Source organism: Streptomyces longisporoflavus (assembly GCF_014649775.1).
Classification (GTDB): Bacteria; Actinomycetota; Actinomycetes; order Streptomycetales; family Streptomycetaceae; genus Streptomyces; species Streptomyces longisporoflavus.
In genome coordinates this window covers 1-14,042 of record NZ_BMTR01000042.1, presented here as the reverse complement: position 1 = coordinate 14,042, position 14,042 = coordinate 1, and the positions used below count along the sequence as shown (strand labels likewise).

The window sequence follows — 14,042 nt, the reverse complement described above, 5'->3', positions numbered from 1 at the left end:
TTCGTTAGGACCCGAGGGCTCGCCCTAGCCCTGTAGCGTTCGCCCATGGGCCTGGAAGATGACGTGCGGCGACTTGAAGAGAAGCGTCAAGCTGATGCGAGACGCAACCAGCAGGCGAGAGAAGCAGCAGCCGCACCCCTTCCTGCACTACTCGAAGAGTTCGCTACGGCTCTGCGACGACGCGGTGTCCCCCTTATTCCGGTTCACGAATACGAAGTGGTGGAGCCGAAGGGCAACTTGAGGCAGTTCCATCCCACGCGAGTAGTGCGTGGTGAGGGTTGGCTGTTCAGCACGTTTTACGACGATGGTGATAGGGAGTCTGGCACTTCGCTGGTGCTGATGAGTGACGGCGCCACACTCATCACGCCGCTGTCGCAGGGCTTGTTGAAACGTCGCAAGGGGTTTTTCAATCGCGGGTACTGGCCACCCGGTAAGTTCGTTTGCTGGGACCGCTCGTTCACTCTGACCGCCTATAGCGGTGAGGATATCGAAGCAGTCAGGGCGGGAATGATCAAGTTTCTTGACAGGCATCGTTAAGGTGATTGGTCAGGCTCCTGCCATGCGTCGGCCCGCCCGCCCGGTACCTGGAAGAGCGTTTTATCCAGGAGGTTGTTTGGTGACATCTGCGCCGACGCCCCTCGACCTAAGCCGGTCTCCTACACGGAGTGACAGCAAGTTTGCCTTGGTGGCACCTATCGCGCTTCGGCTCAACAGCGGATGTGACTCAGCATCCCATTCGGCGAGTTGAGTAAAGCCTCTGACCAGAAGAAGCGCCGATGCTCAACTCGCCGGAACACGACGCCAACTCATCCTGCAGGAATGCCAGGAGCTGAATCCTCCCTCCCGCGGGAAGACTGGATGCTGCCGGGCCGGCCTAGCATTGTCCGCTGTCGCGCGGCATGATCTGTGCTGGGAGGTGGTGGTGGTGGTGGAACCCCTGGCGGAGGCCGACCCACGGGAGATCGGGCCATACCGATTACTGGCTGTACTGGGCCATGGTGGTATGGGCCGGGTCTTTCTGGGTACTGCGTCGGACGGCCGGCTTGTGGCCGTCAAACTCATCCGCGCAGCTCTCGCCGACGACGCGCGTCACCAAGGGCGGTTCAGGCGGGAGGTTGCTGCAGCGCGCAGGGTGCGCGGCGCCTACACCGCCCCCGTGCTCGACGCAGACCTCGACGCGCCCACCCCCTGGCTCGTCTCGGCCTTTATCTCGGGCCCGTCGTTGCAGCAGGTGGCCGATGCCGGTACGGCCAGTGACGCCGCTAGCGGCGCAACCACCGATGCCACCACCGTCGGCATCGCTCCTAGGACGCTTCCGGAGGAGGCCGCCCTGCGGCTGGCCGCCGGCCTGACCGCCGCGCTCCACGAGATCCACGGGGCCGGCCTCGTGCACCGGGACCTCAAGCCGGACAACATCCTCCTCACCGACGAATCCACCACGACGGGCGTCCCGCTCACCGCCAATGACAAGGGCGTTTGGGTGGTCGATTTCGGTGTCGCGCTGGCCACCGACGACGCCCCGGGCAGCACCAGGCTCACACGGACCGGGTGGGTGGTCGGCTCGCCGCCCTACATGTCTCCCGAGCAGGTCGACGGAACGGCGATCACGCCGGCGAGCGACATCTTCTCGCTCGGTTCCGTGCTGGTCATGGCCTGTACCGGAGCGAGTCCGTTCGCGGGGACGTCGCTGCAGCAGGTGCTCCACAACGTCCTGTACTCCGAGCCCGACCTGTTGGCGCTCCCCAACCGCATACGGCGAGTCGCCGAAGCGTGCCTGGCCAAGGACCCGGCCGAGCGGGCCGACCTGAGCCGACTACGAGACCTCATTGGTCAAGCCGCCACGGCCACGCGGCCCTGGCCCTCGCGCGTCAGGGACCTCATGCAGGCCCAGCGCGCCGAGGTCGAGCGGATTCTCGGCCCCGTTCACGACACGACCACCGCGGGAGCAGAGGGAGACGAAAAGATCATGGAGCAGCAGGGCAACCGATCCGATTCCGTTCACCGTAGACGCTTTGTTGCCCGAAAAGTTCGTCAACGACCTCGAAACCGAGTATCTACGGGTGGCGGCGGGTCCCCGGCCGACTGAGGAGGTCGGGCCCAGTGACGCGGTCTCCGTACTCACCTCCTGCGGCTGTCCGCGGGTGATGGCCGGGGTCTACCTGGAGCAGCGCAGTTCCAACCCGCCCATCCTGGTCTCCGTCACCGTTTTCCCAATGCCGGACAGCACGACGGCCGAAATGACCTACAACTTCCTCCAGAAGGACGGCTCGTACTTTAAGGAACTGACACTCTGGTCCGCCCAGACCAACAGCGACGGCAGCCCCCGCCGCAGCAGCTTCAGCGACGGATATTTCTGGCGTGCCCACATCCGCTGGACGGGGCGCTATGTGATCACTGTCCGCGCTCTGCGCACCGACCTCGCCGCGGAAGCAGGGCTCTATCCGTATGTACTTGCCGCGACGACGCGAGCGTCGCGCTCCTGCGGCCCGGAGAACTACGGAAAGCGCTGACTGAGCTGTTGCGACCGCGACGGCCGCCGCCGTCACGCCAAACAAGCATCCTTGCCACCCGAGTCGTCGACGCCGTCCGATGCGGGTGCCACTTCGCGCGCTCACTCGCCAAGTGAAGGGTTGTGACCGCGCTTTCGTGATGGCTACGGCTGGAGGAGGACGCGGGCTCTGAGGAGGGCGAATGAGGCTCGGCCGTACATCTGGCGCTTGATCGTTTTGATTCGGTTGAGGTGGCCTTTGACGACACCGGAGCTGTGGGTGAGGGTGAGGCCGGCGGTGACGGCGAGGAGGTCCCGGCGGAGAGTGCGACGGCTGGTTGGTGTAGGGGACCGTTCTTCGGTTCTTTGTCCGCGGGGCCTCTCCGAGTGACTGACCTGCCGGTGGTCAAGAGGTCTGGCTGCGGTCTTGCTTCATCGTTGTGTTCCTGTTCGGTGCCTGGGTCAACATGCCGTCCATGGTCAGTGCCACGAGCCGGTCCGCCTGCTCAAGGGGCATGTGCTCGCGGGTCCAGGCGGCGGCGTTCATCAGGGCGAAGATGTCGGCGCCGGTCACGTCTCGGCGGAGTGCGCCGATCGCCCGGGCGTTGACGATCAGCTGGTCGCTGATGTCTGTCATGCGCACGCAAGAGGCATGGAGTTCGGACTCCTGGTCACCCAGGCCGTCGGCCAGTACAGCGGCCAGCCCCTGGTAGGCGGCGGCGTGCTCGACTACCGCGTACACCCACCGGGTGAGCGCTTGCGCGGGCGGGGAGCTGGTGAGCAGTTCCTGTCCGTGCTGGAAAAGGGCCTGATTGCGTTCGCGTAGCAGTGAGCCGACGAGGGCGCGACGGTTGGGGAAATGGCCGTACAGCGTGCCGATCGCGACGCCAGCCCGTCGGGCGACGCTCTCCAAGGGCGCGTCCGTGCCCTCTTGACGGAAAACCGCGTCGGCCTCGGCCAGGAGGCGATCGCGGTTGCGCCGAGCGTCGGCACGCGGCCGGCGGCGCGGGGGCTCAGTCATCTTCTTCGCTCCTTGCTAATTCGAGGAGGCCTCAGGTTAACTCTATCCGAGGGTCCCTCAGGTTAGCCGTTGGGGGGCCGCCGCACCCGTTGAGGGGACTTACGTGATCTTGATAACGGGAGCCACCGGCGCCATCGGCAGGTCCTTGGCGGGCCAGCTGCGTCAGGCCGGCGCGGCGTTTCGGGCACTGGTCCGCGACGAGGCCAAGGGGCGGGCAATGGGCTGCGATTTCGTCGTCGGCGACTTCGACGACCCGAACTCGATCATCGCAGCGCTTGACGGCGCGGACCGGCTGTTCCTCAACAGCGCGGGCGCGCAGCCGGTGGATGGGGAGCAGCCGATGATCCGTCAGCAGAAGACAGTGATCGACGCAGCGCGCGAGGCCGGCATCACGCATGTGGTGAAGGTGTCGGTCTGGCACGCTCGCCAGGGGGCGAAGCTCTCCCAGGGCGCGCACGGGGAAATCGAGGAGTATCTGCAGGCGTCTGGTCTCGCCTGGTCGCTGCTGCAGCCCGCTGGCTTCATGCAGAACTTCCTCACACCGGAAGCCTTCACCTCTGACGGAAACCTGATCAGCAGCTACGGCAGCACTCCTGTCGCCCACATCGACTGCCATGACATCGCGGCCTGCGCGACCGTCCTGCTGGCAGGGCCGCTGGCAGGGCCGCTGGCCCAGGAGAAGGCTTTCGTCCTCACCGGCCCTGAGGCGCTCACTGACGCCGAGGTCGCCGACAAGGTTTCGTCCGCGCTGGGCCGGCCTGTGGGACGTGCGGAACTGCCCCCCGACTCTCTGGCCGCCGCCATGAGGTCCCAGGGCCTACCGCCCCGGTTTGCCGACGATATCGCTTTCCTGGTTAAGGAGGTAGCCGCCGGATCCCAGGCCACGATCACGACCACAGTCCGCGATATAACGGGCCGGCCAGCGCGCACATTCGACGACTTCCTGGCAGCCAACCTGCAATCCTTGCGGGCCGTCGCCGTTCCGCCGACACCCTGAGTACCCCAGATCGGGGGCCTTGACCCCGAAGTTTGAACACGTCTATGCGGCTCGGGCCAGGGTAGTTGATGTTGGGTGGACGGTGGTCTCGTAGGTGACCGGGGCTCGCTGGCTGAGCCGTGCATGACGGCGTCGGGTGTTGTAACGGGACAGCCAGCGGAAGGCGTCGAGTCGGGCCTCGCGCTCGCTTGACCAGCCTTTTCGGCCCTTCAGTGTTTCTCTTTTGAAGCTGGCGTTGAACGATTCGGCGGCGGCGTTGTCCGCGCTGGACCCGACGGCGCTCATGCTCTGCAGGACGCCGGCCCGGCGGCAGGCGTCCGCGAAGGCCCGGCTGGTGTACTGGGCGAGTTCAACCAGTCGTTGCAACACCGGGCTGTTGCAGCGAGCGTAGCTGCTCTTCGAAGACCTCGGCGGGCGTCGATGACGAGCTCGGTTCGCATGTGGTCGGCGATCGCCCATCCGGCCAGGCGGCGCGAGTGCAGGTCGATCACCGTCGCGAGATAGCAGAATCGTCCGCCACTGACGCTCAAGTAGGTGATGTCGCCGACGCACTTGGTGTTGATCCCGGTCGCGGTGAAGACGCGGCCGATCAGGTCCGGGGCTTTCGCGGCGGCCGGGTCGGCGATGGTGGTGCGGTGCCGGCGCCGCAGGCGGACTCCTTCGAGGCCGATGGTCCGCATATGATCCTCGCGATGCGCTTGTGGTTGACCGCACGCTGTCGAGGACCCCCGCCGTGCCGCGCACGATGAGCAGGGCTGCCCCCGTCCAGGTGCAGCAGTACAGGAGCCAGCGGGGCACGGTGCGGCCCCAGGGCCGGTGGAGCGCGAACGGGACGAACGCCCCGACCAGGAACATGACGCTGATCACCGCCGCGGAAACCCAGTCGCCGACGGTCTTGGTCTGCGGCACGGTGGCGCTCGCGTCACCGAAGCCGAACGTGTCGCCGAAGCACCAGTAGACGTGGAGGGCGGTGAAGACGATCACCCAGGAGAATTTCGTGTGGCAGATCGTGCGCAGTGTGTCCGGCGAGGCCGCCGGGGCGGTGCCGGCCGTCTGGGTCTTCTGTGCTGCGGTCATCAGCGAGTACCCTTCTGGGTTGCCGGGGCCGTCCGTGTCCGGTGGGCGTAGGAGCGCGTCGTGGGAACCAGGAACAGCCCGCCGGCGAAGAAGAACGAGTTGACCGCCAACGTGCTCCAGAATTCGCCCGCCGACATCTCGGGAACCGACGAGTCGAAGATGCCGACCACGCCCCGGGGAGTGATCTGGGTGGCGACCAGAAAGTTCTCGACCATCCCCGGGCCCCCGCGGACGACCAGGAGCACACAGCCGACGATGAGCGGGATGAGAATCAGGCGGCGTGGCAGGACCCGCCCCCAGGAGCTGACCGTGGCCAGAACGAATACCGCGCCGACCACTGACATAAAGATGATCAACGAGTCGTAGATGATGTACGCGGTATAGCCCCAGGGGCCGGCGGTGTCGACGTCCGAGCCGGGGAAGACCGCCATCCAGATGTGCCAGACGGCCGAGGCCGACATCCAGACGAATGAGGCGTGCGGGGCGTGGTGGGCCCAGGAATGGCCCTTGGCGTCACTCATGACGCACATCCTTTCCGCGCGCCGGCAAGCGAGCATCAAACCCCAGAACGATCCGCCTCCTCCCGGCGGCTTAGGGCGGTGGGGCCCTGCGCATCACCAAGAGCCCCGCGGTGAACGAGTAGCTGCTGCGCTGGCTCTACAGCAAACCCAAACAGCGGCGCGCACATTGATCCTCTTCGACCGGGCCCTGGAACTGGCCGCCGTCACCACCGACCGCCACGACAGCCGGGCCTCCACTGCCGCGCTCCCGGCCTCGCACGACACGGCCCAGGGCCGCATCACCATGCACCCAACCCCCGCCACTTGCACCGGGACAGCCCTCGCGTACGACATCCTCGCCGTGCTCGGCAAACCCACCGACCGCTTCGGCGGCTTCCACTTAGCTTGACTCTGTCGGGGATCTTGGGGTTTCTCGGTGCGGCAGCATGATCAGCGGGCATGCTCGGGTGGTTCCGATGACCGATGTGGCTGTCGAGGTGCCCGTTGTCCCTGCGCCCGCGTTCCGGTGAGCAAGTCCCGTCTTTGACTGCGCGGATTGCGCGGGCGAGCAACCCGGGTGGTGCGACGGCGATATGGGTGCGTGACCGCCTCGACGGTCTGTGGTGCGACGAGGACTTCGCCGACTGGTACCCGCGTGACGGGCGTCCGGGTCTCTCGCCTGCTCAGCTGGCCACTGTCTGTGTGCTGCAGTTCCTGCTCGGCCTCTCCGACCGGCAGGCCGCCGAGGCGGTCCGCTGCCGCATCGGCTTCAAGTACGCGATGGCGATGGAGCTGGACGATCCCGGCTGCCACCACAGCGTGCTGGCCGACTTCCGCGACCGTCTCGGCGAAGACGACCGCGCCGACCGGCTCCTCGACCTTGCACTGGCCCGCCTCAAGGAGGCCGGCCTGGTGCGCGAGCGCACCACGCAACGCACCGACTCCACCCATGTCCTGGCCGCGGTGCGCGACCTGACCCGCCTGGAGCTGCTCACCGAGGTGGTTCGCGCCGCACTGGAGGAAGTCGCGAGCATCGCCCCGCACTTGCTGGACGAGCTGGTCGACGAGGAGTGGGGGCGCCGTTACGGCCGGCCGGTCCGCCTGGGCAAGAACCCCACCAAGCCCACGACCAGGATCCTGGCCACCGGGAACGATGCCGTCCGGCTCCTGGAACACCTCTACCGGCACGGAGCAGGCCGCACGTCGGGCCCTCGTGTCCAGGCCCTGCGCCAGATGATGGTGCAGAACTACCACCGTGACGCCGCAGGAAAACCGTGCTGGCGCACCGCCGAGAAGGAAGGCGGGACCGGGCTGCCGTCCTCGTCCCGGACCATCGTCTCGCCCTACGACACCACCGCCCGCTACGCACGGCACGGGCACATCATCAGCTGGAAGGGGTTCTCCGCTCATCTGACGGAGACGTGCGCGCCGGACGGCCCCAACGTGATCACGGATGTGGCCACCACCGCGGCCACCACTCACGACAGCAAGGTCCTGCCCAGCATCCACGCCCGCCTGGCGCGTCGCGGGCTGCTGCCCGCCGAGCATTTGGTCGACGCCGGCTACACCTCCCTGCCCCACCTGGAACAGGCCACACGTGAACACCAGGTCACCGTCTCCGGGCCGCTCCGAGGCAACCCCACCCGGCAGCACCATCGGGGCGAGGGCTTCACCCGGGACGACTTCCACATCGACTACGACCGTCAGCAGGTCACCTGCCCCCAGGGCCAGGTCAGTGCAGGCTGGCACGGTCCCTACCCGACCTCCTCGCCCACCGCGCCCCGCTGATCGTGGCCCGGTTCACCAAGAGCCAGTGCCGCCCCTGCCCGTCCCGCGCCCAGTGCACCACCACAGCCGACAGCAACCGCACCGTGGGCTTTCCCCCGCTAGAACTCCGTGAACTGCAACTTCGCGTCCGCGCGGAGCAGCAGACGCCCGAGTGGAAGACGCGCTACGCGGTCCGCTCGGCAGTGGAGGGCACGGTCAACGAGTTCGCCCACGGCCACGGCATGCGGCGCTGCCGCTACCGAGGACAGGGGAAAGCCCACATCCAGCACGTCCTGACGGCCATCGCCGTCAACATCGAGCGTCTCAGCGGACTGTCACCGGCCGAGGAAACACCCAGGCCCCGCCGACCGACTGCCTTCCAGAACTACCTCGACCAACACGAGCTACCCCGACCGAAGTCCTGGCGAACCCTGGGCACCTGACCTCGACAACCCCAAGATCCTCGACAGAGTCAAGCTTAGAGGTCGTTTCCAGCTGGTTTGCGCTGCCTCATATATCTCTTGACTCATCCTGGTCCCCACGCGTGTCGATTTCCGGCACGCCTCCGCTAGACGTAGGGGGCACCGGTGCATGTTTTGGGATGAGACAGGCTTCGCAGGATGAGACAGACAAGTCGGGCCTTACAGGCGGCCCATGGAGTGCCTCCGCCTTTGTAACCCCTCAAGTCATGCCCTGCCGTAGGTGCATGTTGGGATGAAACAGGCTTAACAGTTGAAAACGGCTCTCAGTAGGTGTTCTTGAGCGGGTGCCACCGGTTGAGCTCGGGATGGCATAGACCAATACGTCGTCATGTTGGTCGTTGCCGGTGTGGCAGAAGTCCGGGCTCAGTCCAGTTCCAGCATGCCCACCGTTTCATCTCCGCTGATCTCTCCAGTTGGGCGGAAACCGAGAGCCAGATAGAAACCCATGGGGCCATCCGGTCCGGGATGCCAGGTGGCAGTCAGGCGCGTGCCACCTCGGCGCCGGATCTCAGCGGCTACGGACTCCACTGCGAAGCGTCCGTAGCCCCGTCCCTGCTTTCCATCTGCGATGTTGAGACGCCAGAGCCCGGAGCGAAAGTCGGTGCCTTCGCCGGTCCAGTCGATGTGGAAGAAGGCCATGAGGAACCCGACGACCTCGTCGTCCTCGCAGATGAGCCGGGGCCACGCGATGCCGGGGTGAACGTAAGCCTCGGCAAGCGACTTCACCACTGGCGCCACCAAGTGTTCCTGGTCGGGCCGAACCCTCAGGTTGATCGCGGCCTCGAAGTTGTCAGGGGTGATCTCTTGCAGGTGCAGCGAGATTGGCATGTCCGCACTCTAAGCAGGCACTGCAAGTGATTTTCGAAGCGTGTTACCCATGGTCATCCGGCGGGCCGCTGCTTCTTGCCCTGGGGCGGGCGGCCAGCGGACCCTACCCCACGAGCACGAGACTCACTACTACGCTCAATATCGGTCCCGACCGGCAGCGGAGGCACTCCGCACTGGGCATGGTCAGCCCGGTGGAGTACGAACTCCGCACACCACCGCTAGCGTGAAACCAGGTAACTCGGCTCCACTCAACTCGGGACACACCGGAGCCTCCACCCATCCCGGAGCGGTTCAGTTCCTCTTCGACCACGGCGATGACGCCCTTTCGGCAGCGACTACGGCGGCATCGGCCTGCGCGACATCACCTGGCGGCCGGAGATGATCCCGGCTGCGGACTTCCACACCATGCCGACCGGTGAGAGCGACGCCGGACTGATCGAGCACTTCGCCGAAAACCCGGTGTACTGGGCCTCGGTGAAAATCCCGGAAGTGGGCCGGCACTGGGAAGAGTACGGGACGTGGCGGCGCCCGCTGCTCCTCATCGACCGGCGTCTCCTGGACCCGGCGGGCAGCGGTCTTCAGGTCTTGGAGGGCCGAACGCGCGTCGGTGTCCTACGGGGCCGCCTGCGCGAGGAACTGCATGCCGCACCCGACCATCGGGCCTGGGTCGGATGTCCATGACGAGACACACCTGCGTGCGTGCGCTGCGCGCGTCAGGCCGTTTTCGCGGAAGAGCCGCTGATGACCGAGAACCCGCATGTGCCCGGCCCACGCCGGGACCTGGCAATGCACAACGACTGGTCCGTCTCGGGCTCGGAGCACGTCCTGCCCCGCCAGGGCTTCTGCTGACCATGCTGATCGGGACCGCGAGCCAGCCCCGCTTCACCGGCTCTCTCGACGACCTGCTGCAGGACGTCTTCGACGGCCACTGGGCCATGATCGGTGGCGGTCGCGGCAGCGCACTCACGTTCTCGTGGCCCGATGAGGGAGTGGGACTACGAAGAAGCGCCGGAGGGCCGCGAGGCCAACGAGGCCAGATGCATGGAGGCGTTCGGCGCCATGCTGACAGGCGCCGGCTTCCCGGTGCCCGGGACAGTGCGGGACCTGTCCGAGCTCTACCTGACTTGGGGGATGGCGAGCCGCGAAGAGACACCGGGCGGCCCCCGGTGGTCGCAGCCAGCCGTCCTTCCGCTGCCCGGGGATCTGCTGACGCTGGACGCTGAACTCACCAAGCGCCTCGACTGGATCCGCTGGACGATGCGCACCGGACCGCTCGTCGACACCCTCATCGACCACTTGGTCGACGAGGGGGAGCCGCAGGAGATCCTTACCTCCCTGGACCGGCTGGCCTCTGCCACCCGTCAGGACGCCGACAACGTGCGCCTGGCCCTCGCGGAGCTCGTTCAGTCCGGCGATGCCGGCGGGCGGCGCGGCCAGGAGCCAGCCGACGCGGAACGACTGGAGGCACATCAGCGCTTCCGCCTCGTCATGGACTGGGATCACTTCCACGAGCACCGGTTGCAGTTGAGCCTCGGTGACTGACGGCGCGCCGGGCACGGTGGGCGCAGACGACACGCGACTCATCGTGATCCGCGGCAACAGCGCCTCAGGCAAGTCCTCCGTCGCGGCCGGCCTGCGCGAGTAGTTCGGCCGCAACCTCGCCATCGTCGCCCAGGACAGCCTGCGCCGGATCGTGCTGCGCGAACGTGACCGGCCCGGTGCCGCTAACATCTGCCTGATCAGCATGACCGCCCGCTACGTCCTGGACAACGCTTTCCACGTCGTCGAAGGCATCCTGTACGCCGACTGCTACGGCCCCATGCTCCGGGACCTGGTCCGCGCCCACCGTGGCGTCTCGCGCTGCTACTACCTCGATGTGCCGTACGCGGAGACGGTGTGCAGGCACGCGACGAAGGCCGATGCCATGTACCTCAAGCAGGTCACCGCCGACAACCTGCGCGACTGGTACAGGAAGAAGGACCTGCCCGACGCCCTGGAGACCGTCATCGACGCAGCCGGCTCCCTGGACGACACCCTCCACCAGATCCTGCGCGGGAGCGGTCTGGACCGAGTACTTCCGAACCATCGCTGGCGGACAACGCCACGCCTACCGCCAGTGATCCCGCCCGGGGGACCGCGGGGCGGGGCGGCAGGTGGCGTTATTGGTCCTGGTGGCCGTAGATGTTGTCGAAGCGCCGTGCGGCCAGGTCTTCTCGCCGGATTTCCCAGACGATGGTGGCGGACTCGATGTTGTCGAGGTCCTCGCTCTGGCAGGTCCAGGTGGCCAGGTCCACCCAGTCGTCGCCTTCCTCGTCCTGAAGGAGCAGGTCGAGTTCGTGGCCCCGGGAGTTGCCGCCGAGCTGGATGAATCCGTGCGCGTCCAGGAGTTGCGGGTCGGTGGCCTGTTGCCAGGTTTCGCCGAGCATGTGGGCGATGTTTTCCTGTTCGCTGGTGAAGCCTTCCTTCCATCGTTGTTCGGCGAAGCGGTAGGAGTCGGGGGCCGAGAGTCCGGAGCCGGTCATCTGCAGGGGCCGCTGTCGGTAGGCGGCCGGGGTGGAGGACGGTTCGGGACACGGGCGGTGGCGGGTGGGGGTTGCGGAGGGCACGTACCAGGTGAAGGTGTCGCCGTTGCCGTCCTGTTCCAGCTCGGCGAAGAACAGCAGTTCGCCGTCGGGCGGCAGTGGCAGGTCGGTGGCACCGGCGGGCAGTGAGGCGCAGTCGATGGAGAAGACGAACCGGCACGAGGGCTCCGGCGCGTCGGGGGGAAGCATCGGGGCTCCGCCCATCCGGCCCACGCGCAGTGGCCCGTCCCCCTCGGTCACGTGGACCGCGGGGCGCACGCAGCGTATGAACGCATCCACGTCTTCGGGCGGAAGGTCACGGGCGGCGGCCCGGGGGCGGAACAGATCGGCCGCAGCGGCAAGTTTCGTCTCGAACATGCGTGCACTCTAGGGGTGTTGGCGCGCACGATCGGCTGTTTCGGACACCTTCGGCCCTCGCCGCACACGCACGCCTCGCGTCGGGTGGGCGGGACGGGTCGAACTGCCGCCCCGTCCCGGCTCCGCCCGGGAGGAACCTGCTGATCCCTGCTGCCCGGACGAAGCCGGGCAGCAGGGATCAGCGCCGTATGGAAATGTCAGACCGGGTTCACGGCCCCTTGGAGCATGAAGTGGTCGCTGAGGCGACCGTAGTCGTACCGCCATGATCCATTGCGGATCACGTCACCGGTCTTGAGGTCCCAGCCGTTGTCGCTGAAGAAGATGTAGTCGTACTTGTGGCCGAACGGACTGGTGCAGCCGAGGGTCCAGTGCACCGCGGTGTTGCACTTGTCGTCGGTGTCGGCCTCGAAGTTACCCGCGTACATCGGCTTGATCTGGGAGTCGTCCGGTTCCAGATTGAAGTCGCCGCCGACGATGGTGCGGTAGCCGCGGTCCTGGTACTCCTTGACCTGCTGGTGCAGGCTGGACACCGAGTCACGCCGATAGGCGGCATTGGGGTCGGCGTTCTCGTTGGCCAGGTGTGTGGTGCACGCCAGCAGCTTGTTGCCGCGGTCCTCGAGGCAGGCCGCACCCTGAGTGCCCAGCTTGGGGGTGTCCGACCGCGCCGGAGTGTAGGTCATGTTCCACCCGTCGCTCTGCGCCGACGCGTCCCTGTCGTTGACAAAGTCGCTGCCGGGCATCTTCTGTACCGCCACCGTCACCCCGCCATCGAGACGCCCGCCATCGGCTGCGCAGGGGGCGGGCTTGCCGGTGGCCAGCAGCGGCGCGACCCGGTGCTGGACGGCCCAGCCGCTGCCGAGCATCTTCTGGAGCGCGGCGGCATGCAGCCGGCCGCACGACTCCTGCATCATGATCACGTTGAGTTTCTGGCCGTCGACCTTACGGTTGACCAGTTCGCGCAGTTTGCGTTGCGGGTGATCGGAGTTCGGGCAGCTGGTGAGTCCGCCGCAGATGTTCCACGTGATGACGTTGACGGCCGACGGCAGCGCGGCGGGCCGGGTGTCTGCCGACGCAGCCGGAGCGGCAAGGAGGCCGATGAGGACTCCGAGGGCCGCGGCCGTACCAGCGATCACACCACGTAGGTGACGTGCTGAGCGCATGTGTAGCTCCTCCCCGTGAAGGTGTCTTGTCCTGGGTCTGTGCCTGGTCTTCGACCCGCTGCAGAGCTGCGGCGCTGTGTCGCCGCAACATCTGACTGGCCAGACGCCTCAGAAGGTGCCAGCGCTCAGCAGCTGCAACAAGAGCGACCGGCTGTCCCGGACAGCCGCAGCCGTCCGGGCTGGCCACAGCCCTGTCCGGGACACTTCCGGACAGGACCGTCCGGCTCTGTATCGACAAGGCCCGTGCACCGCCGACAGCCCCCGCGTTCACGCACGGGCCTCCGGGCCGTCCGCGCACCCGGGCAGGTCATCACCGGCTGCCGGAAGCCGAAGGCGACCACCCGTCCGTCACCTTGGGCAGCGTCGCGTGCCAGGGAGATGCCGGAGAGTTGAGACAGCTCGCACGTAGATCTGATCACGACGTTTGTGGTGGTCCATGGCCATGGCTGTGGGTCCGGCGCACTGGGGCTCGCGCCCCCGGACAGGGCTGTGCCCGATTCGCAGCTGTGTCGTTGGACCAGGACAGCCCGTCGTGTCGAACGACTCGGAGAATCTTGATGACCGATGCTTTCGGACTCAGACCGGCCGTCCTTCTCCCCTCCTGGCAGCGGCGGCGGCTGCGGTGCCGAGTCGCGGATGATCACCGGGACGCGGAACGGGTGGACAGCTGTGCTTCGCACTTCGGGAGTTCGGGTCCGTCTGCGGCGGGCAGAACTGGTTTTTTCCAGGCGGACCTGCGGACCGGCAACGAGACGAGAGCTTGTGGCCGTTGGTGGGTGCCGA

15 protein-coding genes and 3 pseudogenes are annotated in these 14,042 nt (G+C 66.8%); 10 read left to right on the top strand and 8 right to left on the bottom strand.

The genetic code is table 11. The annotated features are described in order from the left end of the window. Window positions 1-45 precede the first annotated feature (45 nt). The 3 genes from IE226_RS39970 to IE226_RS39960 all read left to right on the top strand — a co-directional run bounded on the left by IE226_RS39970 (window position 46) and on the right by IE226_RS39960 (window position 2,510). Complete coding sequence (locus IE226_RS39970) at window positions 46-537, top strand: hypothetical protein (RefSeq protein ID WP_190086436.1); 492 nt, start codon at window positions 46-48, stop codon at window positions 535-537. A 379-nt stretch (window positions 538-916) separates the two neighbouring features. Continuing rightward, entirely contained in the window at window positions 917-2,086 is a 1,170-nt protein-coding gene (locus IE226_RS39965) for a serine/threonine-protein kinase (RefSeq protein WP_308429593.1), read from the top strand. Window positions 2,087-2,237: 151 nt separating this feature from the next. Then, complete coding sequence (locus IE226_RS39960) at window positions 2,238-2,510, top strand: hypothetical protein (RefSeq protein ID WP_190086434.1); 273 nt, start codon at window positions 2,238-2,240, stop codon at window positions 2,508-2,510. Window positions 2,511-2,894: 384 nt separating this feature from the next. On the opposite strand, the gene IE226_RS39950 is transcribed toward IE226_RS39960, so the two are convergent. Then, the gene (locus tag IE226_RS39950) at window positions 2,895-3,509 is read right to left on the bottom strand and encodes a TetR/AcrR family transcriptional regulator (protein WP_190086433.1); all 615 of its coding nucleotides are present in this window, start codon (window positions 3,507-3,509) and stop codon (window positions 2,895-2,897) included. A gap of 103 nt (window positions 3,510-3,612) precedes the next feature. Here IE226_RS39950 and IE226_RS39945 point away from each other — a divergent pair, with 103 nt between their 5' ends. Then, on the top strand, window positions 3,613-4,506 hold the full coding sequence (locus tag IE226_RS39945; RefSeq protein WP_190086432.1) for an NmrA family NAD(P)-binding protein: 894 nt from the start codon (window positions 3,613-3,615) through the stop codon (window positions 4,504-4,506). A 42-nt stretch (window positions 4,507-4,548) separates the two neighbouring features. Here the strand turns inward: IE226_RS39945 and IE226_RS45340 are convergent. From IE226_RS45340 to IE226_RS39935, 4 genes and pseudogenes are all read right to left on the bottom strand, one after another. Beyond that, window positions 4,549-4,851: pseudogene (locus tag IE226_RS45340) on the bottom strand (integrase core domain-containing protein); the annotation flags it as partial. Then, window positions 4,788-5,186: a DDE-type integrase/transposase/recombinase gene (locus IE226_RS45335; RefSeq protein ID WP_373307107.1), complete on the bottom strand. Its 399-nt coding sequence runs from the start codon at window positions 5,184-5,186 to the stop codon at window positions 4,788-4,790. The gene IE226_RS45335 and the pseudogene IE226_RS45340, both read right to left, overlap by 64 nt. Window positions 5,187-5,220: 34 nt before the next feature. Beyond that, window positions 5,221-5,583, bottom strand: a pseudogene (locus tag IE226_RS44515) (DUF3995 domain-containing protein); the annotation flags it as partial. After that, window positions 5,583-6,104: a DUF3995 domain-containing protein gene (locus IE226_RS39935; protein WP_190086430.1), complete on the bottom strand. Its 522-nt coding sequence runs from the start codon at window positions 6,102-6,104 to the stop codon at window positions 5,583-5,585. The gene IE226_RS39935 and the pseudogene IE226_RS44515, both read right to left, overlap by 1 nt. 166 nt (window positions 6,105-6,270) lie before the next feature. On the opposite strand from IE226_RS39935, the gene IE226_RS39930 reads away from it, so the two are divergent. From IE226_RS39930 to IE226_RS44510, 3 genes are all read left to right on the top strand, one after another. Beyond that, the gene (locus tag IE226_RS39930; protein WP_190086429.1) at window positions 6,271-6,492 is read left to right on the top strand and encodes a hypothetical protein; all 222 of its coding nucleotides are present in this window, start codon (window positions 6,271-6,273) and stop codon (window positions 6,490-6,492) included. A gap of 188 nt (window positions 6,493-6,680) precedes the next feature. After that, the gene (locus tag IE226_RS39925; RefSeq protein ID WP_229871868.1) at window positions 6,681-7,871 is read left to right on the top strand and encodes a transposase; all 1,191 of its coding nucleotides are present in this window, start codon (window positions 6,681-6,683) and stop codon (window positions 7,869-7,871) included. Window positions 7,872-7,873: 2 nt separating this feature from the next. Continuing rightward, on the top strand, window positions 7,874-8,293 hold the full coding sequence (locus IE226_RS44510; RefSeq protein ID WP_229871867.1) for a transposase: 420 nt from the start codon (window positions 7,874-7,876) through the stop codon (window positions 8,291-8,293). A 402-nt stretch (window positions 8,294-8,695) separates the two neighbouring features. Here the strand turns inward: IE226_RS44510 and IE226_RS39920 are convergent, their stop codons facing one another. Beyond that, window positions 8,696-9,160 (bottom strand): GNAT family N-acetyltransferase, encoded by a 465-nt coding sequence (locus IE226_RS39920; RefSeq protein WP_190086428.1) that lies wholly within the window; start codon window positions 9,158-9,160, stop codon window positions 8,696-8,698. A gap of 405 nt (window positions 9,161-9,565) precedes the next feature. Here IE226_RS39920 and IE226_RS39915 point away from each other — a divergent pair, with 405 nt between their 5' ends. From IE226_RS39915 to IE226_RS44505, 3 genes and pseudogenes are all read left to right on the top strand, one after another. Further along, window positions 9,566-9,841 (top strand): hypothetical protein, encoded by a 276-nt coding sequence (locus IE226_RS39915; RefSeq protein WP_229871866.1) that lies wholly within the window; start codon window positions 9,566-9,568, stop codon window positions 9,839-9,841. A 300-nt stretch (window positions 9,842-10,141) separates the two neighbouring features. Continuing rightward, on the top strand, window positions 10,142-10,702 hold the full coding sequence (locus IE226_RS39910; protein ID WP_229871865.1) for a DUF6042 family protein: 561 nt from the start codon (window positions 10,142-10,144) through the stop codon (window positions 10,700-10,702). Beyond that, a pseudogene (locus IE226_RS44505) lies at window positions 10,695-11,249 on the top strand (P-loop NTPase family protein); the annotation flags it as partial. The gene IE226_RS39910 and the pseudogene IE226_RS44505, both read left to right, overlap by 8 nt. A gap of 70 nt (window positions 11,250-11,319) precedes the next feature. On the opposite strand, the gene IE226_RS39900 reads toward IE226_RS44505, so the two are convergent. Beyond that, window positions 11,320-12,099 carry a DUF1963 domain-containing protein gene (locus IE226_RS39900; RefSeq protein ID WP_190086426.1) on the bottom strand — a complete coding sequence of 260 codons (780 nt, stop codon included), beginning with the start codon at window positions 12,097-12,099 and terminating at the stop codon, window positions 11,320-11,322. 197 nt (window positions 12,100-12,296) lie between these two features. Beyond that, window positions 12,297-13,232, bottom strand: coding sequence for an endonuclease/exonuclease/phosphatase family protein (locus IE226_RS39895; protein ID WP_190086425.1), 936 nt, complete (start codon window positions 13,230-13,232; stop codon window positions 12,297-12,299). Window positions 13,233-14,042: the final 810 nt, after the last annotated feature.